The 24,774-nt window shown below is 72.4% G+C and carries 23 protein-coding genes and 1 tRNA gene; 16 read left to right on the forward strand and 8 right to left on the reverse strand.

Features of this window, described 5'->3' with window-relative positions; translation table 11 throughout:
- Positions 1-20: 20 nt before the first annotated feature.
- Entirely contained in the window at positions 21-497 is a 477-nt protein-coding gene (locus ACLQ2V_RS25565) for a hypothetical protein (protein WP_425721117.1), read from the reverse strand.
- Positions 498-603: 106 nt separating this feature from the next.
- Positions 604-888 (reverse strand): hypothetical protein, encoded by a 285-nt coding sequence (locus ACLQ2V_RS25570; protein WP_425721118.1) that lies wholly within the window; start codon positions 886-888, stop codon positions 604-606.
- A 629-nt stretch (positions 889-1,517) separates the two neighbouring features.
- Between ACLQ2V_RS25570 and ACLQ2V_RS25575 the strand changes: the two genes are divergently transcribed.
- The 3 genes from ACLQ2V_RS25575 (at position 1,518) to ACLQ2V_RS25585 (ending at position 3,195) form a co-directional block, all read left to right on the forward strand.
- On the forward strand, positions 1,518-2,399 hold the full coding sequence (locus tag ACLQ2V_RS25575; RefSeq protein ID WP_425721119.1) for a helix-turn-helix domain-containing protein: 882 nt from the start codon (positions 1,518-1,520) through the stop codon (positions 2,397-2,399).
- Positions 2,369-2,590, forward strand: a complete 222-nt coding sequence (locus ACLQ2V_RS25580; protein WP_425721157.1) for a DUF397 domain-containing protein — start codon at positions 2,369-2,371, stop codon at positions 2,588-2,590. Before ACLQ2V_RS25575 ends, ACLQ2V_RS25580 begins: the two co-directional genes overlap by 31 nt.
- Positions 2,591-2,787: 197 nt before the next feature.
- Positions 2,788-3,195 carry a hypothetical protein gene (locus ACLQ2V_RS25585; RefSeq protein WP_425721120.1) on the forward strand — a complete coding sequence of 136 codons (408 nt, stop codon included), beginning with the start codon at positions 2,788-2,790 and terminating at the stop codon, positions 3,193-3,195.
- A gap of 55 nt (positions 3,196-3,250) precedes the next feature.
- Here the strand turns inward: ACLQ2V_RS25585 and ACLQ2V_RS25590 are convergent, their stop codons facing one another.
- The 3 genes from ACLQ2V_RS25590 to ACLQ2V_RS25600 all read right to left on the reverse strand — a co-directional run bounded on the left by ACLQ2V_RS25590 (position 3,251) and on the right by ACLQ2V_RS25600 (position 5,340).
- Positions 3,251-4,057, reverse strand: coding sequence for a WecB/TagA/CpsF family glycosyltransferase (locus tag ACLQ2V_RS25590; protein WP_425721121.1), 807 nt, complete (start codon positions 4,055-4,057; stop codon positions 3,251-3,253).
- Positions 4,054-5,127, reverse strand: a complete 1,074-nt coding sequence (locus tag ACLQ2V_RS25595; protein ID WP_425721122.1) for an NAD-dependent epimerase/dehydratase family protein — start codon at positions 5,125-5,127, stop codon at positions 4,054-4,056. The genes ACLQ2V_RS25590 and ACLQ2V_RS25595 overlap by 4 nt, the downstream gene beginning before the upstream one ends.
- Positions 5,128-5,254: 127 nt before the next feature.
- A tRNA-Leu gene (locus ACLQ2V_RS25600) sits at positions 5,255-5,340 on the reverse strand.
- Between the two features lie 206 nt (positions 5,341-5,546).
- Between ACLQ2V_RS25600 and ACLQ2V_RS25605 the strand changes: the two genes are divergently transcribed.
- The 8 genes from ACLQ2V_RS25605 (at position 5,547) to ACLQ2V_RS25640 (ending at position 15,320) form a co-directional block, all read left to right on the forward strand.
- Entirely contained in the window at positions 5,547-6,350 is an 804-nt protein-coding gene (locus ACLQ2V_RS25605) for an FhaA domain-containing protein (protein ID WP_425721123.1), read from the forward strand.
- A gap of 6 nt (positions 6,351-6,356) precedes the next feature.
- Positions 6,357-6,845, forward strand: coding sequence for an FHA domain-containing protein FhaB/FipA (locus tag ACLQ2V_RS25610; protein ID WP_425721124.1), 489 nt, complete (start codon positions 6,357-6,359; stop codon positions 6,843-6,845).
- A complete protein-coding gene (locus ACLQ2V_RS25615) occupies positions 6,842-8,251 on the forward strand; it encodes a PP2C family protein-serine/threonine phosphatase (protein WP_425721125.1) in 1,410 nt (469 codons plus the stop codon). Before ACLQ2V_RS25610 ends, ACLQ2V_RS25615 begins: the two co-directional genes overlap by 4 nt.
- Before the next feature lie 31 nt (positions 8,252-8,282).
- Positions 8,283-9,776, forward strand: coding sequence for an FtsW/RodA/SpoVE family cell cycle protein (locus ACLQ2V_RS25620; protein WP_425721126.1), 1,494 nt, complete (start codon positions 8,283-8,285; stop codon positions 9,774-9,776).
- Entirely contained in the window at positions 9,773-11,278 is a 1,506-nt protein-coding gene (locus ACLQ2V_RS25625; protein ID WP_425721127.1) for a peptidoglycan D,D-transpeptidase FtsI family protein, read from the forward strand. The genes ACLQ2V_RS25620 and ACLQ2V_RS25625 overlap by 4 nt, the downstream gene beginning before the upstream one ends.
- 1 nt (position 11,279) lies before the next feature.
- Positions 11,280-12,728 (forward strand): protein kinase domain-containing protein, encoded by a 1,449-nt coding sequence (locus tag ACLQ2V_RS25630; protein WP_425721128.1) that lies wholly within the window; start codon positions 11,280-11,282, stop codon positions 12,726-12,728.
- A complete protein-coding gene (gene pknB, locus ACLQ2V_RS25635; RefSeq protein WP_425721129.1) occupies positions 12,725-14,539 on the forward strand; it encodes a Stk1 family PASTA domain-containing Ser/Thr kinase in 1,815 nt (604 codons plus the stop codon). The genes ACLQ2V_RS25630 and pknB overlap by 4 nt, the downstream gene beginning before the upstream one ends.
- A 163-nt stretch (positions 14,540-14,702) precedes the next feature.
- Positions 14,703-15,320, forward strand: a complete 618-nt coding sequence (locus ACLQ2V_RS25640) for a SanA/YdcF family protein (RefSeq protein WP_425721130.1) — start codon at positions 14,703-14,705, stop codon at positions 15,318-15,320.
- A 77-nt stretch (positions 15,321-15,397) separates the two neighbouring features.
- On the opposite strand, the gene ACLQ2V_RS25645 is transcribed toward ACLQ2V_RS25640, so the two are convergent.
- Genes ACLQ2V_RS25645 through ACLQ2V_RS25655 form a run of 3 tightly spaced genes read right to left on the reverse strand, consistent with a single transcriptional unit; the run spans position 15,398 to position 18,049 of the window.
- The gene (locus ACLQ2V_RS25645) at positions 15,398-15,673 is read right to left on the reverse strand and encodes a hypothetical protein (RefSeq protein WP_425721131.1); all 276 of its coding nucleotides are present in this window, start codon (positions 15,671-15,673) and stop codon (positions 15,398-15,400) included.
- Position 15,674: 1 nt separating this feature from the next.
- Positions 15,675-17,246 (reverse strand): class E sortase, encoded by a 1,572-nt coding sequence (locus tag ACLQ2V_RS25650; protein WP_425721132.1) that lies wholly within the window; start codon positions 17,244-17,246, stop codon positions 15,675-15,677.
- Positions 17,243-18,049 carry a DUF881 domain-containing protein gene (locus tag ACLQ2V_RS25655; RefSeq protein WP_425721133.1) on the reverse strand — a complete coding sequence of 269 codons (807 nt, stop codon included), beginning with the start codon at positions 18,047-18,049 and terminating at the stop codon, positions 17,243-17,245. The genes ACLQ2V_RS25650 and ACLQ2V_RS25655 overlap by 4 nt, the downstream gene beginning before the upstream one ends.
- Before the next feature lie 228 nt (positions 18,050-18,277).
- Here ACLQ2V_RS25655 and ACLQ2V_RS25660 point away from each other — a divergent pair, with 228 nt between their 5' ends.
- The 5 genes from ACLQ2V_RS25660 to ACLQ2V_RS25680 all read left to right on the forward strand — a co-directional run bounded on the left by ACLQ2V_RS25660 (position 18,278) and on the right by ACLQ2V_RS25680 (position 24,719).
- Positions 18,278-18,541, forward strand: coding sequence for a cell division protein CrgA (locus tag ACLQ2V_RS25660; RefSeq protein ID WP_425721134.1), 264 nt, complete (start codon positions 18,278-18,280; stop codon positions 18,539-18,541).
- A gap of 308 nt (positions 18,542-18,849) precedes the next feature.
- A complete protein-coding gene (locus ACLQ2V_RS25665) occupies positions 18,850-21,045 on the forward strand; it encodes a (Fe-S)-binding protein (RefSeq protein ID WP_425721135.1) in 2,196 nt (731 codons plus the stop codon).
- 129 nt (positions 21,046-21,174) lie between these two features.
- Positions 21,175-22,485: a hemolysin family protein gene (locus ACLQ2V_RS25670; protein WP_425721158.1), complete on the forward strand. Its 1,311-nt coding sequence runs from the start codon at positions 21,175-21,177 to the stop codon at positions 22,483-22,485.
- A complete protein-coding gene (locus ACLQ2V_RS25675) occupies positions 22,478-23,479 on the forward strand; it encodes a hemolysin family protein (protein WP_425721136.1) in 1,002 nt (333 codons plus the stop codon). The genes ACLQ2V_RS25670 and ACLQ2V_RS25675 overlap by 8 nt, the downstream gene beginning before the upstream one ends.
- A gap of 223 nt (positions 23,480-23,702) precedes the next feature.
- A complete protein-coding gene (locus tag ACLQ2V_RS25680) occupies positions 23,703-24,719 on the forward strand; it encodes an NlpC/P60 family protein (protein WP_425721137.1) in 1,017 nt (338 codons plus the stop codon).
- Positions 24,720-24,774: the final 55 nt, after the last annotated feature.

Below are 24,774 nucleotides of genomic sequence, written 5' to 3' on the forward strand. Positions count from 1 at the left end.
CGTGGCGGGCCGGGGCCCGCTCACCACCGGCGGCGTCTGGCCCCGACCAGGCCGAGCCCGGCCAGGGAGATGACGAGGCCCAGGAGCCCCGACCAGAACAGCGAGCGGCCGACGTCGTCCGGGTGGGTGGTCCTTCCGCCCGGCACCCGGTGGGCCTCGAAGACCGGATCGCCGCCGGTCCCGGCGCCCGATCCCGCCTGCGTGCCGGCCTGGCCGGCGACATCGACGGGCTGCCCGGCGACGGCCGGTCGACCGGAGAGGCCGACGCCCTCGGCGGGGGCGGGTGCCGGGACGTCGCGGAGCGGGTCGGGGCCGGGGCCGGCGTCCATCACGGTGATCTCCGGCGCCGGGACCGGGGCGCTCAGCTCGGTGGCGGAGAACGTCGGATGGCGGGCCAGGATCAGGAGCATGCCGACGGTGCCGGCAAGCGCCAGCAGACCGAGGGCGTAGCGGAGACGGGACCGGTGGTGTCGCCGCGCGGCAGGCAGTATGGCCATGACCATCCCAGGTTCAGGGTCCGGGACGCGCGGGGTGGAGACGTTCGCCGGGGTGGCCCACCGATCGTATTCCGCCGGCAGGCCCCCCTACCTGGGTTTTCGGCGGTCAGCCCACCCGTATGGGGGTGCGGGTCACGGGAGGGCGCTGGTGGGCGGTGCGCTGCCGGGGCTGCGGGGCGGTCCGGAGCTGACGTAGCCCGGCCACCTGCACGAAGATCGACCGCCGGTCGACGGCGTCCCCCGCCGCGTCCAACTCGTAGCCGTTGAGCCACACCCAGCCGTCGTACGTGGGCCAGTCGTGCACCCGGATCACGCGGAACATGATCGGTCTGGCGAACTGGACACTTGCCGCGCGAGTCACGTGCAGTACGTCACCTGGGCGGGGAAGCACAGAGAACTCCCGGAGAGGATCGGCCGGCACGAATGCCGGCGGGGATTTTTTTTCGGATTGTCGCCGCGCGGTGCGGGGTTGGTGCCCCGGGCACCGGTCGGGGTGTGGTGGTCGGGTCGTGCCCGCTGGTGGCGTGCCCGCACCCGACCATCACCCGACTGCTCCGCCTGGTCACGCCCGCCACCGCAGCCGTCCGGCGTGCGGCGACGGGGTCTTGAGCCGGGGCAGGTCCGTCGCGTGGTGCCTGGGCCCGGGTCCCTCGGCCGGACGCTCCGTGGCCGACGGAGCGCCCCTCCTGCGGGGGGCTGACCGAAACTCTCAGTCACCCGAGCCATACGGACAGAGTGCACCAGCCGTCCCTCCACTGCAAGTTGCATGTTGATTTTTGCCGATACGTGAGTGGCTCGCGGAAATAGACGCTTGATGCCGCCGTCACCCGAGCGGCACACTGGACGCCGGTTTCGCCGCCGCGACCGGCCGTCGGCCGGTGCCCTCTCCGCCGCGAAGCTCGCCCGCCGCCTCGACGGTCGCGCCCCCGGCGGGCATCGACCCCGGGCGCGATCGACCGGAGGTAACCGGGTGAGCGCGAGCAGCGATCGGTCCGGCCCAGTGCCCCACGGGGGGACGCCGTGAGCGAGCGACGCGGTCCCACCATCCGCCGACGCCGGCTCGGCAACGAGTTGCGCCGGCACCGCGACGCGGCCGGCATCACCATCGAGGCGGTCGCCGAGAAGTTGGAGTGCTCCGCGTCGAAGATCTCCCGGATCGAGACCGGCCACACCACCGCCAGCCCGCGTGACGTCCGCGACATGCTCTTGATCTACGGGTTGTCCGCCGCAGAGAGCGAAGAGTTGGTGCAGATCGCCCGCGAGGCCCGACAGAAGGGCTGGTGGCACCCGTACAGCAAGGTGCTGGCCGGCTCGTACGTCGGGTTGGAGTCCGCCGCGAACTCGATGCGCACCTACGAGCAGCAGGTGGTGCCGGGCCTGCTGGAGACCGAGGCGTACGCCTCCGCCATGATCCGGGCCGCCCGCCCGGACATCGAGCCCGACCAAGTCACCCAACGGGTGCGTGTCCGAATCAACCGCCAGTCGTTGTTGACCCAGGAAGATCCGGTCGATCTGTGGGTGGTGCTCGATGAGGCGGTGTTGCACCGGCCGGTGGGCGGCGACGCGGTTATGCGTGGTCAGCTCAGGCGGCTGGTGGAGGTGGCGGAGTTGCCGAACGTGACGCTCCAGATCCTGCCGTTCGCGGTGGGAGCGCACGCCGGCATGGACGGCACATTCACCATCCTCAGCTTCCCCGAAGCGGGTGATCCCGATGTCGTGTACGCGGAGAACGCCACGGGTGGGCTCTTCCTCGAGAAGAGCGACGAGCTTCAGAAGTACAACTTCATCTTCGATCACATTCGAGCAGCAGCCACACGCCCGGAGGACTCCATTGCACAAATCGCAGAACTGGCAGAGGAGCCGTTGTGGAATTGGCGACCAAGGGGTTCCATGGGGACCTGACGCGGGCGACGTGGTTCAAGAGCTCGAAGAGCGGGCCGAACTGTGACAACTGCGTCGAGGTGGCGTACGTGACCGGAGCGGTCGGAGTGCGGGACTCGAAGGACAAGAGCGGCCCCGCACTGGTCTTCGCTCCGGGCGACTGGCACGCCTTCGTCGCCGGTACGAGGGACGGCATGTTCGTCCTGGGCTGATCGGACACCCCGAACACGACGGGCGCGGCCCGTCCGGCAGCTGCCGGACGGCCCGCGCCCGTCGCGTGTCCGCCGTCCGGGCATCGGATCCCGGCCCGACCCGTCGCCACCACCGTTCCGGGTCGTTGTACCCCTCGGTACGGTGCTGGTCCGAAACCCGCCGCACCGATCGGCAACCGAGCGAGGCAGGCGAGACGATGACGACGATCGGGTCAGAAAACCTCACCAATGGGCCGGGCAAGCCGGAACGGTTCGGCGGCAAGTACCGCGGTGCCCGCCGCGACACCGTGTTGACCGAGGTGGTCTCCGGCGACACCGAGATCGGCGGCCGGGACGTCGGCTCCTCGATCTCCGAACAGCCGGGTCCGCCGCTGTCACTGCCCTCGCTGGACCCGAACCCGCTCACCGAGCCGTCGTTCCCGTCCGACGGCTGGGCGGTCGGGCAGGCCGAGTCCCTGGTGGACCACCCGCTGCTGCGTGGCCTGCTGATGGAACTGCCGCCCAAGGGGAGTGTCCCCCCGCCCGGTTGGCTGGACCGCTGGTTCGAGGCGACCCGGGCGATCCTGGAGCTGCTCTACGTGCAGGGCCCCGGCCGCACCCGCTGAGACCGGCCGCGCCGGGCCCGCTGAGACCGGCCGGGCCGAGTCGCGCGGGCCCGGGTCAGACGTCGAAGGTGGAGAGCCGTTCCGTGGCCGGAGCGGGCGGGTTCGCCTTCCACAGCCCGGTCTTCTGCGCCGCGAGCCGGCCGAGGTATGCCGGGTTGAGGATGACGTACCGCCGCCAGAGCCGCTTCGGCTCCAGGCCGAGCCGCCAGAGCCACTCCAGGCCGGCCCGCTGCATCCACGGTGGCGGCTTGCGCAGCAGCCCGGCGTGGTAGTCGAAGGCCGCCCCGACGGCCATCAGCGGCATGTCCAGCAGGGGCCGCATCGCGTACGCGAAGATTTCCTGGCGCGGGCAGCCGAGCCCGACCAGGACGAGCCGGGCGCCGCTGGCCCGGATCCGGTCGGCGATCTCGACGTCCTCACCCGGCCGCACCGCGCGGAACTTCGACGGCTCCACCCCGACGATCTTCAGCGCGGGGAACATCTGCGCCAGCTTCGGGACCAGCCGGCCCAGGGTCTCCTCCGTCGAGCCGTAGAGGTAGACCGGAAGGCCCTCCTCGGCGAAGCGGCGCAGCACGTGCAGGGTCAGCAGCGGGCCGTAGACCCGGTCGGCGAGGCCGGCGTGGTGCAGCAGGTTCAGCGCCCAGCGCACCGGCTGCCCGTCCGGGGTGACCACGTCGAACGAGTTGAGCCGGGCGTTGTGCGCCGGGTCGAGCACCCCGGTCATCACCCCGTGCACGGCCAGCGCGGTCAGGGCCAGCGGTCGGCGCTGCTGCGCCGCCGCCACCACCCGCTCGGTCGCGTCCGCGTAGTCGGTGGCGTCGACTCCGACGCCGAGGACGTTGCGCTTGCTGTCGACGGTCATGCCCCCGGCACCCACTTGTCGACGTTGGCCTCGTAGATCTCGCGGGCGATCATCGGCACGTCGTAGACCTGCTTCCACTCCGGGTAGTCGGCCTGGAACGCCTCGTTCGACCCGATCCACCACTTGTGGTCGCCGACCCGGTTCGCCTCGACGTACTCGCTGATCATCTGCTGGTCGGTGATCTCCTCGGCCAGGGTGAAGACCTCGCGCATGGAGATGTTGGAGTGCCGCCCGCCGCCGAGGTTGTAGACGGCCGCCGAGCGCGGGTTGCGGAAGAACGCCTCGAACGCCGAGACCACGTCGGAGCTGTGGATCGCGTCGCGGACCTGCTTGCCCTGGTAACCGAAGATCTTGTACGTCCGGCGCTCCATGTTGGCCCGCATCACGTACCCGAGGAAGCCGTGCAGCTCGGTCGCGGAGTGCGCCGGGCCGGTCAGCGTGCCGCCCCGGAAGCAGGCGGTCCGCATCCCGAAGTAGCGGCCGTACTCCTGCACCATCACGTCGGCGGCGACCTTCGACGCGCCGAAGACGGAGTGCAGGCAGGCGTCGATCGACATGTCCTCGCGGATGCCCTGCTCGTACGGGTGCCCCGGCTCGATCTCCCACCGGGTCTCCAACTCGACCAGGGGGAGGCTGTTGGGGCGGTCGCCGTAGACCTTGTTGGTGGAGCAGTGGATCACCGGCGCCTCGATGCAGTGCTCGCGGACGTTCTGCAGCACGTTGAGGGTGCCGCCGGCGTTGACGTCGAAGTCGGTGAAGGGGTCGCGCACGGCCCAGTCGTGGGAGGGCTGCGCGGCGGTGTGGATCACCACCGCGATGTCGCGGCCGTACCGGGCGAAGAGCTTGGCCAGCGCGTCGCGGTCGCGGATGTCGATGCTGTGGTGGGCGTACGCCCCACCGAGGTCCTCGGCGAGCCGCCGGACGTTCCACGCGGTCGACGCCTCGGCGCCGAAGAACTCCTGCCGCATGTCGTTGTCGATGCCGACGACGTCGAGGCCGAGGCCGGCGAAGTGCCGGACCGCCTCGGAACCGATCAGGCCGCCCGACCCGGTCACCAATGCGACGCTCACAGCCACTCCTGGTCAATCGGAGGCAGGGAAACGATCGGAGCATAGCGTGACGTCCGGGACCGACCGGACGCGGCGCTGGGGCCCAGAAATGGCGAAAGGGCCCCGCATCTCTGCGGAGCCCTCGCTCTGGTGGGGAAGGGGGGAGTTGAACCCCCACGCCCTTTCGGGCACACGGACCTGAACCGTGCGCGTCTGCCATTCCGCCACTCCCCCGCGGCATGACACCGGAAACTGTAGCCCGTCCCGGATCCGCTGTTTCCAGCGGGTCGACACATCCTACGGCCTTCCGGCCCTCGCCACGACCGGTTACCGTTCGTGGCGGACAAAACTGTAGCACGAGGGCAACGACCCGTCCGAGCGGGTCGACACCGGGCGGCCGAGCGGCGTGTGAGCTGCGCGCGCGCCGGCCGGATACCATCATGTCCTCGGGACCCGAGGAGGAGCCGGTGAGCGTGCTGCAACGCTTCGAGAAGCGTCTGGAAGGCCTGGTGGAGGGAGCCTTTGCCAAGGTCTTCAAAGGGGTGGTTCACCCCGTTGAGATCCTCAATGCCATGCAGCGGGAGGCCGAGGCGCACAAGGCGATCCTCGCCGGTGGGCGCACTCTGGTGCCCAACCGCTACGTGATCGATCTCTCGCCGTATGACCACAGTCGGTTGGCGCCGTACGCCGCCGCGCTGGCCCAGGAGCTGGCCCAGTCGCAGGCGGAGTTCATCGGCGAGCAGGCCTGGACGGTCTACGGCGACGTGATCGTCGAGATCGAGCGGGGCGAGGGCCTCGACACCGGGATGTTCCGGGTCACCGCCGAGGTCTACACGGGCGGCGACGTCGCCCCGGTCTCCGGGCCCGGCTACGACCAGGGCGGCTACGACGCCGGCCCGCCCGGATACCCGGCGTACGACCAGGGCGGCGGCTACGGCCCGCCGCCGGGGCACGGCGGTGGGCGCAACGTGCGGCTGGTCTCCGGTGACGGGCGCACCTACCCGCTCCAGATGGGCTCCACGGTCATCGGCCGGGGCGACCAGGCCAACCTGCGCCTGCCGGACGTCGGCATCTCCCGGCGACACGCCCGGCTGGACTTCGACGGTGGGCAGGTCGTGCTGACCGATCTCGGGTCGACCAACGGCACCATGGTCAACGGCCAGCGGGTCTCCGCCGTCGCCCTCAACCCCGGCGACATGATCCAGCTCGGCACGACCACCCTGACCTTCCGCGTGGACGGCTGATCCGCCTTGCCGGAACTCGTCATCACCGTCGCCCGCTTCGGGTTCCTCATCCTGCTGTGGATCTTCGTGTTCACGGTGGTCGGCGTCATTCGCCGGGACCTCTTCGCCGGGGCCCGATCGGGGCGGCTGGTGGCCGCCCCACGGGCGGTGGGCGCCTCGACCGGGCAGCCGGCGGCCAAGCCGGCCAAGGCGAAGCGGGGCAGGGCGGCCCACCAGCTGGTGGTGACCGCCGGCCAGCTCGCCGGCACCCGGATCACCCTGGGCCAGTCCCAGATCACCATCGGCCGGGCGGAGGACTCGACGCTGGTCATCACCGACGACTACGCGTCGGCGCGACACGCCCGACTGTTGCCCCGTGACGGGCAGTGGTTCGTCGAGGATCTCGGATCGACTAACGGGACCTACCTCGATCGCGATAAGGTCACCGGACCAACCCCCGTCCCCCTCGGCGTGCCGATCCGTATCGGCCGCACCTCTCTCGAATTACGGCCATGACTCTGACCCTGCGCTATGCGGCCCACAGCGACCGCGGTCTGATCCGAGACGGTAATCAGGATTCCGTCTACGCCGGACCGCGGCTTCTCGCCGTTGCCGACGGCATGGGCGGCATGGCCGCCGGTGACGTCGCCAGCAACATCGTCATCGGTGCCATGGAGCCGCTCGACCAGGACGCCCCCGGGGACGCCCTGGTCGACCTGCTGCGTTCGGCCGTGGGCACCGCCAACCAGCAGCTCCGTGACACCGTGGACGCCAACCCGCAGCTGGAGGGGATGGGCACCACGCTCACCGCGACCCTCTTCTCCGGCACCAAGCTGGGCATGGTCCACATCGGTGACTCCCGGGCCTACCTACTCCGCAACGGCGAGTTCGCGCAGATCACCAAGGACGACACGTACGTCCAGATGCTCGTCGACGAGGGCCGGATCAGCGCCGAGGAGGCGAGCAGCCACCCGCAGCGGTCGCTGCTCACCAGGGCGCTCGACGGCCGTGACATCGACCCGGAATACAGCGTCCGTCAGGTGCTGCGCGGTGACCGCTACCTGATCTGCAGCGACGGCCTCTCCGGCGTGGTCAGCTCGGAGACGATCGCCGACACCATGCGCGACTACCCGGACCCGCAGCAGTGCGTCGAGCGGCTGGTGCAGCTCGCGCTGCGCGGCGGCGGCCCGGACAACATCACGGTGATCATCGCCGACGCCACCGACCAGGACATCGTCGAGGCGAGCCCGATCGTCGGCGGCGCCGCCGCCAAGGATCGCGGCATGGCCACCTCCGCCGACGTCTCCACTCCCGCCGCGCGGGCCTCCGCGCTCTCCGCGCCCCGGCCGCCGGCACCCGAGGACCCGGCCGACGACGGCGACGACGACCGTCCGAAGCGCCGGCCGCTGCGGACCGTCGCGCTGCTCGTCGCGCTGCTGGTCATCCTCGGCGGGGCGCTCTTCGGGGGCTGGAGCTACACCCAGCGGCAGTACTACGTCGGTGCCACCGACGACGGTCAGGTGGCGGTCTTCCGGGGCGTCCAGGGGCAGGTCGCCGGCCTGGACCTCTCGGCCGTGCACTCGACCAGCCCGGCCCGCCTGGACGATCTCACCCTGGCCGCCCAGGAGCAGGTCAAGCAGGGCATTCCGGCCAAGGGTGAGCCGGACGCCGAGCGCCGACTGGCCGAGCTGACCAGCGACGACCCCACGAACCCGAACCTCAAGCCGATCTGCCCGCCCACCCCGACGGCGACTCCGGAGGCGGCCACCACCGGGGCGCCCACCCCCAAGGCGACCCGCTCGACCGCCGCCAGTCGCCGGGCCGTCGCCCCCCCGACGCCGGAGCCGACCACCACGCCCGACGCGCTGCCCTCGGACACGGTTCCGCCGGTCGACCCGGCGGGCTGCCGGTCGGCCGAGTGAGCCTCGGGTCGAGAACTTCGAGGACACTTTCGTGACCGCAGCGGCCGCACCGGCAGTCTCGCCCGCCTCGACGGGCGAGCAGTCCGGCGTACGCCTGGGCCGGTCGCGGCGCAACGCCGAACTGTCGTTGCTGCTGCTGGCCCTGGTGATCGTCGGCGCGTATGGCGCGACGGTCGAGGCGACCGTGCTCGACACGGTCACCCCGGACTTCTGGATTCCGACCGCCGTCCTGGCGGCCGTCTTCCTGGCCATGCACGTGGCCGTCCGGTTCCTCGCGCCGTTCGCCGACCCGGCCCTGCTGCCGGCGGTGGCCCTGCTCAACGGGATCGGGGTGGGCTTCCTGCGCCGCCTCGACCTGGCGCGGGCCGCCCCGGCGGAGCGGGAGACCCTGGCCGTCTTCGCCGGCAACGGCGGGCGGCAGCTCGCCTGGACGCTCGCCTCGGTGGTGCTGGCCGCCGGGCTGCTGGCGCTGATGCGCGACCACCGCTCGGTCTCCCGGTACGCGTACACCCTGGGCCTCGCCGGCATCGTGCTGGTGATGATCCCGGCGGTGCTCCCCGCGAAGTACTCGGAGATCTACGGGGCGAAGCTGTGGATCCGCATCGGCGGGTTCAGCATCCAGCCCGGTGAGTTCGCCAAGCTGGCGCTGCTCGTGTTCTTCGCGTACTACCTGGTGCGCAAGCGCGAGGTGCTCTCGCTGGCCAGTCACCGGGTGCTCGGCATCGACCTGCCGCGCGGGCGCGACCTGGGGCCGGTGCTCGCGGTCTGGGTGCTGAGCGTGCTGGTCCTGGTCTTCGAGAAGGACCTGGGCACCTCGCTGCTCTACTTCGGCATGTTCGTGGTGACGCTCTACATCGCCACCGAACGGGTGAGTTGGCTGCTCATCGGCCTGCTCCTCTTCTTCGGCGGGGTCTACCTGGCGTACGTGCTCGGCGGCGTGATCGGCGGGCCGTTCGCCAACTTCCACCTGCGCGCCGAGATCTGGCTCGACCCGTTCGCCGACCCGTACGAGGACGGCTACCAGCTCGTCCAGGGCCTGCTGGCGCTCGGCAGCGGCGGCCTCTTCGGCGCCGGGCCGGGCGGCGGCGAGCCGCTGGAGATCCCCGAGGTGCAGAACGACTTCATCTTCGCCGGCATCGGCGAGGAGATCGGCCTGTTCGGGCTCTCCGCGCTGCTGGTGGTCTACCTGCTGATCGTGGAGCGAGGGCTGCGGGCGGCGCTGGCCGTGCGGGACTCGTTCGGCAAGCTGCTGGCCGGGGGCCTCGCCTTCACCCTCGGCCTGCAGGTCTTCGTGATCGTCGGCGGGATCAGCAAGCTCATCCCGCTGACCGGTCAGACCACCCCGTTCCTCTCCGCCGGTGGCTCGTCGCTGATGGCGAACTGGCTGCTCATCGCGGTGCTGCTGCGGATCTCCGACGGCGCACGCCGGCCGGTGACCACGACCGGCAGCGCGGCGTCCCGACCCGGGGGCGGTGGCCCACCCGAGCAGCTGCACGGTGCCCCCACGGAGGTGATCAGACCGTGAACGCACCCCTTCGCCGCGTCGGCGTGGTCGCGATGGTCCTGTTCGGTCTGCTCTTCGCGAACCTGAACTGGGTCCAGGCCTACAAGGCCAACGAATATCGCAACAGCGACTACAACGGCCGCGTCCAGGTGGCCGAGTACGAGCGCAAGCGCGGCAACATCGAGGCCGGCGGCACCGCCGTGGCCACCAGCAAGGAGACCAGCGGCAAGCTGCGGTACCTGCGCACCTACCCGGGTGGGGAGAAGTACGCGCACGTGCTCGGCTACAAGCCGGTCAACCTCGCCGACACCGGCATCGAGCGGGTCGAGAACAGCTTCCTCGCCGGCACCAGCGACGCGCTGATCGCCAACCGGATCAAGGACATGTTCACCGGCGACGAGACCGGCGGCGGCAACGTGCTGCTCACCCTCTCGAAGCGGGCCCAGGAGGCCGCGTACGACGGGCTGGCAGACAACCAGGTCGGGGCGAAGAAGGGCGCGGCGGTGGCGTTCGACCCGCGCACGGGGGCGGTGCAGGCGCTGGTCTCCATGCCCAGCTTCGACCCGAACCCGCTGGCCAGCCACGACACCGACGAGGCGACGGCGGCGTACAACAGGCTGGAGGGCGCCGAGGGCGGCCCGCTGAAGAACCGGGCGCTGTCGGAGGTGCTGCCCCCGGGCTCCACCTTCAAGGTCGTGGTGGCCGCCGCCGCCCTGGAGAACGGGATCGGCAAGAACACCGAGATCCCCGCCGGGCCGAGCTGGACGCCGCCGACCTCGGGCACCCCGATCCGCAACGCGGCCCCGTCGATCTGCCCCGAGGACCAGGTCACCCTGCTCGACGCGGTCACCGAGTCCTGCAACACCGGCTTCGCCCAGCTCGGCGTCAGGCTCGGTCCCGACAAGGTGAAGGAGAAGGCCCGCCAGTTCGGCTTCGAGCAGGACGACCTGACGGTCGGCCAGCTCGGCAAGGACGGGCTGCCCACGGCACCCAGCCGCACCGGGTCGATGGAGGCGCCCGACGGCGCGACCGACCCGGCGGCCCTGGCGCAGTCCTCCATCGGGCAGCGCGACGTGAAGATGACCCCGCTGGAGGGGGCGCTGATCGCCGGGGCGGTCGCCAACGGCGGCAGCCAGATGCGCCCGTACCTGGTCCGCCAGCAGCTCGCCCCGGACCGCACCACCAGCTACTACACCGCCAAGCCGAGGGAGCTGCGCCGGCCGGTCAGCGGGCCGGTCGCCGCCGACCTGCGGGACATGATGGTCAGCGTGGTGCAGAACGGCACCGGCCGCAACGCGCAGTTCAGCGGCTACCGGGTCGGTGGCAAGACCGGCACCGCCCAGTCCGGCCCGCAGACCCCCGACCACGGCTGGTTCATCGGCTTCGCGCTCGACAAGAACGGCACCCCGGTCTCCGCGGTCTGCGTGGTGCTGGAGGAGGCGGGCAGCGGCGGCAGCGCCGAGGCGGCGAGGATCGCCGGCAAGATCATGCAGGCGGCCGCCGCCGACGCTGGGGGCCGCTGACATGCTCAGCCCCGGCGTTCAGCTCGGCAACCGCTACCGCCTCGACGAGCGGATCGCCAGTGGCGGCATGGGTGACGTGTGGCGGGCCACCGACCAGGTGTTGGGGCGTACCGTCGCGGTGAAGAGCCTGCTCCCGGCGCTGCTCGACGAGCCGGGCTTCGCCGAGCGGTTCCGGGGCGAGGCGCGCACGATGGCCACCATCAACCACCCCGGCGTCGTCGACGTCTACGACTTCGGCAACGACCAGCACATCGCCTTCCTGGTGATGGAGTACGTCGAGGGCGACGCGCTCTCCTCGACGCTGAGCCGGGTCGGCCGGCTCACCCCCGCCCGGACCATGGCGCTGCTGGCCCAAGCCGCCGACGCGCTGCACGCGGCGCACTGCAAGGGCATCGTGCACCGCGACGTGAAGCCGGGCAACCTGCTGGTGCGGCCGAACGGGACGCTGGTCCTGACCGACTTCGGCATCGCCCGCTCCGAGCTGGTCGGGCAGCTCACCGCCGCCGGCTCGGTGCTCGGCACCGCCTCGTACATCTCCCCGGAGCAGGCCACCGGCGCGGTCGCCACCCCCGCCTCCGACGTGTACGCCCTGGGCGTGGTCGCGTACCAGTGCCTGGCCGGGCGGCGGCCGTTCGAGGGGGAGAACCCGCTGGAGATCGCCATGAAGCACGTCCGGGACTCCCCCCGGCCGCTTCCGGCGGACATCCCGCCCCCGGTCCGCGCGATCGTCGAGCGGGCGATGGCGAAGGACCCGGCCGCCCGCTGGCCCAGCGCCGCCGCCCTGGCCGGGGCGGCCCGGCAGGCGAAGCTCGTGCTCGGGCAGCGGTCCCGCAGCGCCGGGCACCTCAGCCAGATCTCCGCGGCACCGTCGTCCCCCGCCGGCCCGCCGGCCCGCGCGCAGGTGCCGCCGACGTCGCGCCAGCAGCCCCGCCCGCCGGTGGCGGCGCAGCCCCGCCCGCCGGTGTCGGCGCAGCGGCCGGCCCCGACGTCCGGCCCGCCGCACCCCCGCCCGCCGGTCGCCCAGCCGCCGCGCCCGCAGACCAACCAACAGCAGTCGTACCCGCCGCCGGCCGTGGCGCGTCCGCCGGCCGCCACCGGCTCGGCGTACCCACGCGGCGCGGCGAGCGTGCCCCAGGCCCGGCAGGTGACCCCGATGGGGTACGCCCACCAGCCCGCCCCGCCCCCGCCGCAACGTTCCAGGTCAGGGCCGGTGCTGCTGTTCATCCTGCTGGCCGTGCTGGTCCTCGTTTGCTCCGGCGTGATTTCCTACAACCTGTCCGACAAGTCGGCAGTGGGCGCACCGGGCGCGGTCGGCCTCCGGGTCGTGACACCCGGCGCGGTGCCGGCGGCTGGGCGCGACGATTCGTCCCGGACGCCGTACCGTCGGGTGGAACGGCTCCTGCCGGGCGGCGGCGAGACGACGACGAGCGAAGGACGACAGACGCGATGACAGCGCAGGCCCGCCTGCTCGGTGGCAGGTACCAGGTCGGCGAGCTGCTCGGCTACGGGGGCATGGCCGAGGTGCACCGCGGCCGTGATCTCCGGCTCGGCCGCGACGTCGCGATCAAGATGCTCCGGGCCGACCTGGCCCGGGACGCCACCTTCCAGATGCGGTTCCGTCGGGAGGCGCAGAACGCCGCGTCGCTCAACCACCCGGCGATCGTCGCCGTCTACGACACCGGCGAGGAGACCGGGCCGACCGGCGAGACGCTGCCGTTCATCGTGATGGAGTTCGTCAACGGGCGGACCCTCAAGGAGCTGCTGGGTGTCGAGGGGCGGCTCCAGCCGCGCCGGGCGCTGGAGATCTGCGCCGACACGTGCGCGGCGCTGGAGTTCAGCCACCGGCACGGCATCATCCACCGCGACATCAAGCCCGGCAACGTGATGCTCACCCAGACCGGCCAGGTCAAGGTGATGGACTTCGGCATCGCGCGGGCCCTGGCCTCCGGCGTCACCACGATGACCCAGACCAGCGCGGTCATCGGCACGGCGCAGTATCTCTCCCCCGAGCAGGCGCGCGGCGAGGCCGTGGACGCCCGCTCCGACGTGTACGCCGCCGGTTGCGTGCTCTTCGAGCTGGTCTGCGGCCACCCCCCGTTCGTCGGGGACAGCCCGGTCAGCGTGGCGTACCAGCACGTCCGGGAGACCCCACCGACGCCCAGCGACATCAATCCCGACGTCACCCCCGCGATCGACGCGATCGTGCTCAAGGCGCTGTCGAAGAACCCGCTCAACCGCTACCAGAGCGCCGGCGAGATGCGGGCGGACATGCTCCGGGCGGCCGCGGGCCGGCCGGTGCTGGCCACGCCGGTGATGCAGGAGGCCGAGACCGCGCCGATGGCGGCCGCCGCGTCGGGGTACCCGACCCAGGTCGGCGGCGCGACCACCCGCCAGCAGCCGGCCGCCCGGGTGGGCGACCCCCGCCAGCGCAAGGCATCCTCCTGGGTGATCGCCACCTTCGCCGCGCTCGGCGTGCTCGCCGTGATCGCCCTGGTCGCCGGCATCCTGCTCAACCAGGGCGGCGGCCCCGACAAGATCGGCACCCCCGACCTGGCCGGCAAGGACCGAGCCGCTGCGGTCGCGGCGATCGAGAGCGCCGGCCTGGTCCCCACGGTCGGTGCCCCGATCTTCAACAGCGACTGCAAGAAGGACACGGTCGTCAAGCAGGAACCACTGCCGGACGCCGAGGTGGAAAAGGGCGAGAAGGTCACCATCCAACTCTGCGGCGGCAAGCCGGAGGTGACGATCCCGCCGGCCCTGGTCGGTTCCCCGTTCAAGAACGTCGAGAAGCAGCTCAAGGAGCTGAAGCTCGAGGTGAAGAAGAAGGAGGTCGACAGCGCCGTCGGCGAGGGACTCGTCACGGAGGTCGACCCGCCCTCGGGCACCGAGGTCGCCGAGGAGAGCGAGGTGACGGTCTCCGTGTCGAAGGGGAACATCCGCAAGGTGCCGAACGTCGTGGGCTCCTCCGGCAGCGACGCGCGCCGCGAGCTGGAGCAGGCCGGCTACAGCGTGCGGGTCGTCGAGGGCAACGAGGTGCCGGCCGACCGCGCCGGTCGGGTCTCGGGCCAGAACCCGCGCGGCGGGTCGAGCCTGGAGAAGGGCCGGCAGGTGACGATCGAGGTCGACGTGCCCGAGCCCACCCCGGATCCGACCAACTCGCCCACGACGGGCGCCCCGACCCCCAGCGGCAGCCCGAGCCCGCCGCAGGGGCGCGGCGCGGGGTTCCCGCTACCGACCCCACCGGCCAGGCTCGAGCCCTGACAAGCTCGTGAGCGAGGGCGGGCCCGCTGGCCGAGGGCCAGAAGACGTCGACGACGGGCGGCCGGCGGTCGGTCCGCCGGGCCGGCCGCACCGGTGGGCAGGCGCAGCGGGCCGGCCGCACCGGTGGCGTCGACGGCTGATCCGCGCGGCGGCCCTGGGGCTGGTGGCGCTGCTGCTGGCCAGCCTTCCCTGGCTCTGGACGACGATCGCCGCCCAGGGCCACCTCTACGGCGAGGCCGACGCGCCGGTTGCCGACGTCGTGATCGTCCTGGGCACCGCAGTCGCGGCGGACGGCCGTGAACCGGGTGCCCGGCTCACCGGCCGCCTGGAGACCGCCGCTGCGCTCGTGGCCGGCGGACGGGCCCGGGTCGTCCTCGTCTCCGGCGACGGGGGCGGCACGTCCGGTGACGAGACGGCGGCGATGACGGCCCACCTGACCACGTCGCTCGGTGTCGATGCGCGCCGCGTCGTGGCGGACCCGTTCGGCCTGGACACCTACGACACCTGCGCCCGGGCGCGCGACGTGTACGGCGTCGAACGCGCCCTGATCGTCACCCAGTCCTACCACCTGTCCCGGGCGGTGACGCTCTGCCGGCACCTCGGCCTCGACGTCGACGGGGTGGCCGCCCGCTGTCCCGGCTGCGGATCCGCCCTGCTCGTCGGCAAGGCCATCCGTGACTACTTCGCCAGCGGCAAGGCGGCCTGGGACGCGCTGCGGGGTCGGCCGCCGGCGGTCCACTCGCCCGCGAACTCCGAGGTGCGGGACGCGCTGAGGAGCTGACCGCGCGGTGGACGGGCGCCCATCACCCGCCGGACCTCGCACTCCACCCCGAGCCGATCACCAGGACGCGCCTCGGCTCACCTGTCGGGCGAGGGGGGCGGGGTGTTGTTCTGGTCGGTGCTGTACGGCAGGTCGTGCCCCTCGCCGGGAGGAGGGCTGCCCTCCGGGCCCGGGGTGCCGCCGGGCACCCCGGAGTCCTGGGTCACCTGCACGTCGTCGAAGGGGAGCAGCGGCTCCGCCCACGGGAAGACCACGTACCAGAGCAGGGCCACCGTTGCGGTGGCCAGCAGCAGCGAGCCGGCCAGCTTGCCGGGCAGCCCCAGCGGCAGTTTGCGCCAGATCCAGCCGTACACCTCAGACCTCCAGCTCCGCCGGGCGGCCGGCCGCCTTGGACTGGGTGTGGTCCAGCTCGGCGTGGACGATCAGGCGCTGGTAGTTGTCGAACTTCGGGTTGCAGGTGGTGAGGGTGAGCAGCTTCCTCGTCGGCTTCGCGGTCGGCTCCATCGGCACCGGGGCGACGGCCTCGACCTGCTTCGGGTTGACGATCCGGCTCTGGCCGACCTTGTAGACGTACCACTCGGTCTTGCCCTCGACCACGATGGCGTCGCCGGCGGTCAGCTCGTCCAGCCGCCAGAAGGTGGCCCGGTTGCGGTGCCCGGCGACGGAGAAGTTGCCGACCTCGCCGGGCATCGCCGTGTCCGGGTAGTGGCCGGGGGCGTAGCGGATGTCGTCCGGGGCCACACCCTCGACCACGACCCAGTTCTTGTCCAGCTTGGGGATGTGCAGCCCGGCGAGGGGTTCGCCGTGCGGTGGCGCCTTCAGCTTCTCGGTGGGGCCGGTCCCCACGGTCGGGGCGCCGCTGGGGCCCCAGACCTGGGCGAGCTGACGGTCGAGGTCGTTCTGGCGGGCGTCGACGATGGCCGACTTGCCCCACACCTCGTAGCCGGCGAAGAGGAGCATCACCAGACCGAAGGTGATCAGCAACTCGCCGGCGACCCGTACCCCGGTGCGCAGCCGGGTCCAGACGGTCGGTCGGGTCAGGTCGGAGTGCACGCTGCGGTAGCCCTCGGCGGTCTGCTGGGCCCGCAGCGGGACCACCCGCTCGCCGCGACGCGGCCGGGGCGGCTCGACCGGCCCGTCGTCGCCGGCCGGGTCGACGCCCTCCACGCGGGGTACGGCGCCCATCAGCGCGGTCGCGTCCAGGGCCGGATCGGCCGTCGGTCGCCGGCCCGGCACCACCGGGATGAGCGCGGTGGCGGCCAGGTCGAGGGACCGGTCCGGCCCGTCGCCCGGGTACGCGCGGGCGTCGGCTGCGGGCGGGCCCGACCCGGGGCGGGCTCCCCGACCCGGCGGCCCCGCTGCGGGTGCGTGGTCGGCCTCGGGGTACCGGGCGGGAGGTGAGGCGGCCTCGGGGTACCGGGCGGGGGGCGAGGCGGGCTCGCGTCCGGGGGCGGTGCCGCGCCCGGCCGTGGCGCGGCGAGGGCCGGGCTCGCCAACCGGCCCGCGTTCGCGCCCGAGGCCGCTGGTGGGGTGCGGCTCGGGTTGCCGGGGAGCGCCCGTCGAAGGGGCACCCGGCGACCCCGCCGGCTGCGCGGCGACGGGCCGGCTCGTGGCGGTGCCGGGCCGGCCTGGGGCGGTGCCGGGCCGGTCGGGGGGCGTGCCCGGTGGAGTGGGTCGCCGGTCGGGGGGCACGTTCGGCGGGGTCGGCCGGCGGGCCGGGTCACCAGCCCGGGGGGCCGCCGGGCGGGGCGGCAGCACCGGGTCGGGCCAGGGACCGGCGGGGCCGGGACGCTCGGCCGGGGCCGGCCCGGAGCGGTCGGCGGAGGGCGGCCCGGCACGCTCCGTCGAAGCCGGGTCGGAGCGGCCGATCGGGGGGAGGAAGTCGGTCGGCTCGTCGTCCCAGCGTTCGTCGGGCGTCCGGTTCATCTGGGCACCGTGGCCGCCCGCAGGGCGGTCGAGTCCTCGAAGGCCGGCACGGTGACCGTGGAGACGGTCTCCCGGTAACCCAGGTGGAAGTCGTTGGCCACGCCCTTGAACACCCGGACTCCCTCGGAGGCGGCGAGGGACTGCTGGAGGGCAGCGGGATCGCCGATCGCTACGATCTTGAACGGTGGGGAGTACACCCGGCCGTGCAGCAGCAGGGTGTTACCGACGCAGCGTACCGCGCTGGTGGTGAGCACGCGGACGTTCATGATGGACATGGCCTCCGCGCCGCCGGCCCAAAGCGCGTTCACCACCGCCTGGACGTCCTGCTGGTGCACGACCAGGTCGTCGTTGCTGGCCCCCTTGGGCAGCCCCTGCTCCGGCGACTGGGTGGCGTCGTTGAGCTCGACGGTGACCCCGGTGCCGGTGAGGGCGGTGAATCCGGCGGCCTGGCGGCTGGCGGCGGCCCGGTTGCGCTGCTCCCGGATCGGCCAGTCGGAGCCGGCGAGGTCGGCGGTGGAGTCCTCGACCTCGGCCCGCAGCCGGGCGGCCCGCTGCTCGCCCGCCGCGACCTGCTGCCGGCGGTCCTCGATGAGCTGGGTGAGCTGGGGGCGGCGGTCCTCGCGCAGCGCGGTGCCGCCGGCGGTCGTCGCGGTGGTGGTGAAGAGCAGCCCGGCCGCCGCGGCGATCAGCGGCACCCCGATCGACCAGCCCCGTCGGCGCTGGCGTCGCCGTCGGGGTACGAGGGCGACGACCGCCCGTCGGAGGACCTTCTGCCAGGAGGCCGCGCCGGACGTGTACTCCACCGGGCCCTCCTTCCGCTGTGGTTCGGGCCGGCCCGCCACGACGCGGGCCGGTGCGGCGACCCGAAGAGTCCGCCTTTTTCGGTCACTCCGCGCATCGGACTGACCCCATTCATGGCCTGAGCGGGTCTTCGGGACTACGCTGACTGTCGAAACATTATTGGCCATGGACCGTCGCCCCCGCGCCCGGTTGTCAGGCCGGACGAGGTCGTCACCCCTCTGGAGAGCGTCGTGCCCAAGTCTCAGGTCCGTAAGAAGAAGGTGTACACCCCGCCGACGGACGCCCGTCCGACGGCGACAGCGGCGACGCGTAAGCCTAGCCCGGTCTGGCTGCCCGTAACGGCGGTGGCACTGATCGTGGCCGGCATCGCCTGGCTGGTGATCTACTACCTCTCCGAGCAGGCCTACCCGGTCATGGCGTGGGGTTACTGGAACCTGGCGGTGGGCTTCGGCGCGATGGTCGGCTCCCTGGTCCTGCTCTCCCGCTGGCGCTGACCCCGCCCGTCGTCGCCGGTGCCGGGCGCGCGCCCGGCACCCCGGCACTCCGCCTCTCGGCTAGCCCTTGCCCGGCGCTTCGCCGCCGGGCACCCTATGGTGTGCGCAGGGCGGCGCGGCCGGGGTGCGAGAAGACTCACGTTACTGCTGGGTAACCTTGCGCGTAGGCTGCACTGCATGACCGAGCGGGGCGAGGTCATCGACCGGTCCGGTCGGGGTGCGGCCACGGCGCTACGCCGGTCGCGTCCCTGACCCGGCCCCCCGGTCGCCGAGCCCTCGACAGGCAGCAGACCGGGGAGGCCAACTCGATGGGCAGCGTCCAGATCGTCACCACGATCCTCGCGGCCGCCATTACCGCCGTGGCGGTGTGGCTCGCGGTGCGCGCGGTCATGAAGATGACGGCAGTGATCCGACTGGGTCGGCCGGATCCGGAGCGCTTCGCCGACAAGGGCACCCGCGCGAAGACCATGCTGGTGGAGATCGCCGGCCACACGCGGATGCTCCGGTGGAGTGTGGTGGGCGCCGCGCACTGGTTCGTGATGGTCGCGTTCCTCGTGCTCTCGCTGCTGGTGCTGGAGGCGTACTTCGAGGTGGTCAGCCCCGGCGGCGGGCTGCCGGTGATCGGGCACTGGACGGTCTTCGGCCTGGCCACCGAGCTCATCGGCGCGCTGGGCCTGGCCGGCGTCCTGGTGCTGATGGCCATTCGGTTGCGCAACCGGCCCACCCGCCCCGGCGGGCGCTCCCGGTTCACCGGCTCGACGATGTGGCAGGGCTACTTCGTCGAGTGGGTCATCCTGCTGGTGCTGATCTTCGGCTTCCTGATCCGGGGCTTCAAGGTCGCCACCGGCCAGTTCGAGTACCCGCTCTGGGCCACCCCGATCAGCCACGGGATCGGCAACGTGCTGCCCGACTGGGAGGCCGGCGTCAGCGTCGCCGCGCTGATCAAGATTGTCATTTCGATGACCTGGCTCATCGTGATCTCGCTGAACGTCACCATGGGTGTGGCCTGGCACCGCTTCCTGGCCTTCCCCAACATCTTCTTCAAGCGCAACCCGGGTCGGGCCGGCTCCGGCCTCGGCGCGCTGCGGCCGATGATGAGCGAGGGCAAGCCCCTCGACTTCGAGGAGGCCGACCCGGAGAAAGACCAGTTCGGTGTCGCCCAGGCCGAGCAGTTCACCTGGAAGGGCCTGCTCGACTTCAGCACCTGCACCGAGTGCGGGCGCTGCCAGTCGCAGTGCCCGGCCTGGAACACCGGCAAGCCGCTGTCGCCGAAGCTGCTGGTGCTGAGCCTGCGCGACCACGCGTACGCCAAGGCGCCGTACCTGCTGGCCGGCGGCGGCAAGGACCTGACCGGCGAGGAGAAGGCCACCGCCGCGCAGCTCGCCCACGTGGACGTGCTGGCGCTCGCCGAGGCCGAGAAGCCGCTGATCGGCGGGGCCGAGGCCGGCGGCGTCATCGACCCGGACGTGCTCTGGTCCTGCACCACCTGCGGGGCCTGCGTCGAGCAGTGCCCGGTCGACATCGAGCACGTCGACCACATCGTCGACATGCGCCGCTACCAGGTGCTGATCGAGTCGAGCTTCCCCTCCGAGGCCGGCGTGATGCTGCGCAACCTGGAGAACAAGGGCAACCCCTGGGGCGCCCCGCAGAACACCCGCGAGGACTGGACCAAGGGCCTCGGCTTCGAGGTGCCCCGGGTCGGCGAGGTCGACGACTTCGAGTACCTCTTCTGGGTCGGCTGCGCGGGCGCGTTCGAGGACCGCGCCAAGAAGACCACCCGGGCGGTCGCCACGCTGCTCAACGAGGCCGGCGTGAAGTTCGCCATCCTCGGCGAGGGCGAGACGTGCAGCGGCGACCCGGCCCGCCGGATCGGCAACGAGTTCGTCTTCCAGATGCTCGCCCAGCAGAACGTCGAGACCCTCAACGAGGCGTTCGAGGGCCGGGAGCAGAGCAAGCGCAAGATCGTCGCCACCTGCCCGCACTGCTTCAACACCCTGGGCAACGAGTACGGGCAGCTCGGCGGCGAGTTCGAGGTGGTGCACCACACCCAGCTCCTGGCCCACCTGGTCGGCACCGGCAAGCTCACCCCGGTCCAGCCGGTCGACGGCGGCGTCACCTACCACGACCCCTGCTACCTGGGCCGGCACAACCGGGTCTTCACCCCGCCACGCGAGGTGCTCGACAGCTCCATCGAGGGCGGCATCACCGAGATGCCGCGCAACAGCGAGCGCTCCTTCTGCTGCGGCGCGGGCGGCGCCCGGATGTGGATGGAGGAGAAGATCGGCAAGCGGATCAACGTGGACCGGGTCGAGGAGGCCATGGCCACCGGGGCGAAGACCATCGCGGTCGGCTGCCCGTTCTGCTCGACGATGCTCAACGACGGGGTCAACGGCAAGGGCGCCGGCGAGCAGGTCGAGGTCGTCGACGTGGCCAGCGTGCTGCTCCGCTCGGTCAAGCCGGCGGACGCCGCCGGCGCGAAGGAGACCGCCCCCGCCGGAAGCTGACGGCCGGCGGCGTCACCCGGCCGCACGGGTGACGCCGCCGGCCGGGCGCAGCCGTGTGCGAGTCCGCCCGTCGTGGAACAATCGCGCCGAGGTGAAGCGATCATCGACAGTGTTCTCGTAGTCACGGTGTTGCCCCTGGTCGGCTTCGTGCTCCTGACGGCGGGCAACGCGTTCTTCGTCGCGGCCGAATTCGCCCTGGTGACCGTGGACCGACCGGAGATCGACCGGCGGGCCGAGGCCGGCGACGGCGCTGCCGCCACCGTCCGCACCGCCCTGCACGAACTGTCCTTCCAGCTCTCCGGGGCGCAGCTCGGCATCACCATCACCGCCCTGCTCACCGGCTACCTCGCCGAGCCGGCGCTGGCCCGTCTCTTCACCCCGCTGCTGCACCCGCTGGGCGCCGCCGCCGACCGGTTCACCCCGTTCCTCGCCCTCGCCCTGGCGACGCTGCTCTCCATGCTCTTCGGCGAGCTGGTGCCGAAGAACCTGGCGTTGGCCCGGCCGATGCCCACCGCCCTGGCCACCACCCGGGGGATGCGCGGCTTCTCCCGCACCTTCGGCTGGCTGATCAGGGGGCTGAACAACTCGGCGAACGGCCTGGTCCGGGCGCTGGGCGTGGAGCCGCAGGAGGAGCTGGCCAGCGCCCGCTCCCCGGAGGAGCTCGGCCTGCTCGCGGTGATCTCGGCGCGGGCCGGCGCGCTGCCCCCGGACACCGCGATGCTGCTGCGCCGCACCATCCGCTTCGGCGACAAGCGGGCCGCCGAGGCGATGACCCCCCGGGTGGACGTGATCGCCCTGCGCGCCACGGCCAACGTGGCCGACCTGCTCACCCTGGCCCGGCAGACCGGCCGGACCCGGTTTCCCGTCTTCGAGGAGACCCTCGACCTGGTGACCGGGGTCGCGGCGGTGCCGGACGCGCTGGGCGTACCGCCGGCCCGCCGGGCCATCACCAGCGTCGCGTCGGTCGCCCGCGAGCCGGTGTACGTCCCGGAGAGCCTCGACCTCGACGGCGTTCTCGCGGCGCTCAAGGCCGCCGGCGCGGATCTGGCGATCGTGGTCGACGAGTACGGCGGCACCGACGGCGTGGTGACCATGGAGGACCTGGTGGAGGAGCTGGTCGGGGAGATCGCCGACGAGTTCGACCCGGACGCGGTCGACGACGTCGGCCCGGCCGAGCTGACCGTGCCGGGCGGCGAGCGCACCGTCCTGGTCGACGGGGTGCTGCGCGAGGACGAGCTGGCCGAGCAGACCGGCTTCCGGCTGCCCGAGGGGCCGTACGAGACGCTGGCCGGTTTCCTGATGGCCCGCCTCGGGCACATCCCGCTGACGGGGGAGACGGTCGAGGAGAGCGGGTACGAGTTCACCGTGGTCGAGGTGGAGCGGCACCGCATCGAGCAGGTGCGGGTGGTCCGCCCGGAGGAGCCCGGCGAGCATGGCTGAGCTGCTGGTCACCGTGCTCTTGCTGCTCGGCAACGCGTTCTTCGTGGGCAGTGAGTTCGCGCTCATCGCGTCCCGGCGGACGGTGATCGAGCCGCTCGCGGCGACGTCGAAGCGGGCCCGCTGGGCGCTGTCGGCGATGAACCAGATCCCGTTGATGATTGCCGGGGCGCAGCTCGGCATCACGATCTGCTCGCTGGGGCTGGGCGCGATCGCCGAGCCGGCGCTGGCGCACCTGCTGGAGGTGCCCTTCCACGCCCTGGGGCTGCCGGCCGGGGCCGTGCACCCGGTGGCCTTCCTGATCGCCCTCGGGGTGGTGGTCTTCCTGCACACCGTCGTCGGGGAGATGGTGCCGAAGAACATCACCCTCGCCGGGCCGGAGCCGTCGGCGCTCTGGCTGGGCCCGGCGATGCTGGCGTTCTGCACCGCGACCAAGCCGCTGCTGCTGGCGATGAAGTGGGCGGCGAAGCGGGTGCTGGGGCTGTGGCGGGTCGAGGCGACCGACGCGGTGAAGACGGTCTTCACCGCCGAGGAGCTGGCCGGGCTGGTGGCGCAGGCCCGCACGGAGGGGCTGCTCGACGCCGAGCAGCACGCGCGGATCACCGGGGCGCTCGCGTTGCATTCCCGCACGGCGGCGGACGCCCTGCAGCCCTGGTCGACGGTGACCACTGTGGCCGAGGACGTCTCGCCGGCCTCCCTGGAGGTGCTGGCGACCCGCACCGGCCGGTCGCGGTTCCCGGTGGTGCAGCGGACCACCCGACGGGTGCTGGGCTTCGTGCACGTCAAGGACGTGCTGGGCTACGCGGGGGCGGAGCGCCGTGCCCCGGTGCCCGCCGAGGTGTACCACCCGCTGGCCGTGGTCCCGCCGGACCGTACGCTGGCGGATTTGCTGTTGTCGATGCGCCGCGAGGGGCGGCACATGGTCCTGGTCAGCGACGGCCGCCTGCCGCTGGGTGTGGTGACCCTCGACGACGTGTTGACGGCCATCGTCGGCTGAGCGCGGCCGGGTGCGGCGCGGCGCGGCCGGGTGGCGGCTCGGGAGCGGCGACGGTCGCATCTCGACACCCCGCGTGCGGGCCCGGAGCCGGAGCGTCACAGCACGCCGGCCCGCCTTGATTCCCGCTGCGGACCTCGCCTAATGTGAGGCGCTGACCGCCCTGGGTCGTCTGCCTCGATCTTCCCTCTCGCGAGGCGCCCGGCGGTCGGTTGCGAAGGAGTCGGTGCCGGTGGCAACCACGCCCCCTCATCGTCGTGCCCCGGGACAGTCACCTGCTCGTCCGGGTGGCGCCCGCCGGTTCGTACGTCGCCTGCTCACCCTGGTCGCGGCGGTCGCCGTGGGCGCGGGAGCGCTGGCCGCGCCCGCGTACGCCGAGCCCTCGGTCGACGAGATCGAAGCCGCTATCGACAAGCAGTGGGAGCAGCTCGAGCCCACCATCGAGCAGTACAACAAGGTTCGCGCCCAGCTCAAGGTGAACAAGAAGAAGTCGGCCGAGCTGGAAAAGAAGATCCAGCCGCTGGCGCTGGAGACCGAGATGGCGATGAACCGGGTCGGTGACCTGGCGTCGCGCTACTACATGTCGGGCCCGTCGCAGGAGCTCGGCGCGCTGCTGGTCAGCACCCGGCCGGGGACGCTCGCGGAGCAGCTCACCATGCTGGACCGGCTCGCCTCCGAGGAGCGCCGGCAGCTTGAGGGCGTGCTCGCCGTCCGGGCCAAGTACGACGCCCAGAAGAACAAGCTGGACGCGCTGATCGTCGCCGAGGAGAAGCAGAGCAAGGAACTGGCGGCGAAGAAGACAAAGATCAACTCGGAGATCAAGCGGCTCCAGGCGTCGATGCCGAAGACCGTGGTCTCCGTGGCCGGCTGCCCGACGATCACGGGCGTGGTCAGCGCGGCGGCCCGGACCGCCATCAAGACCGCCTGCGCCCAGGTCGGCGACCCGTACGTCTGGGGCGCCACCGGCCCCAACTCGTTCGACTGCTCCGGCCTGACCCAGTTCGCCTACCGGGCGGCCGGGATCTCGCTGACCCACTTCACCGGGGCACAGTGGAACGAGGGCCGCTCCATCCCGCGCTCCGAGGCCCGACCGGGTGACCTGGTGTTCTTCTTCAGCGACCTGCACCACGTCGGCCTCTACCTCGGCAAGGACATGATGGTGCACGCGCCCCGCGCCGGTAAGCCGGTGCAGGTGGCGAGCATCAACCACATGCCGGTCGCCGGCTTCCGCCGACCCGGCTGACCCACGGCGCGGCCCCGCGAAGGCCGCGCCCAGCCGCGCACCGCCCTGGCCCCCG

The sequence above is a fragment of the Micromonospora sp. DT233 genome (assembly GCF_049841815.1).
GTDB lineage: Bacteria > Actinomycetota > Actinomycetes > Mycobacteriales > Micromonosporaceae > Micromonospora.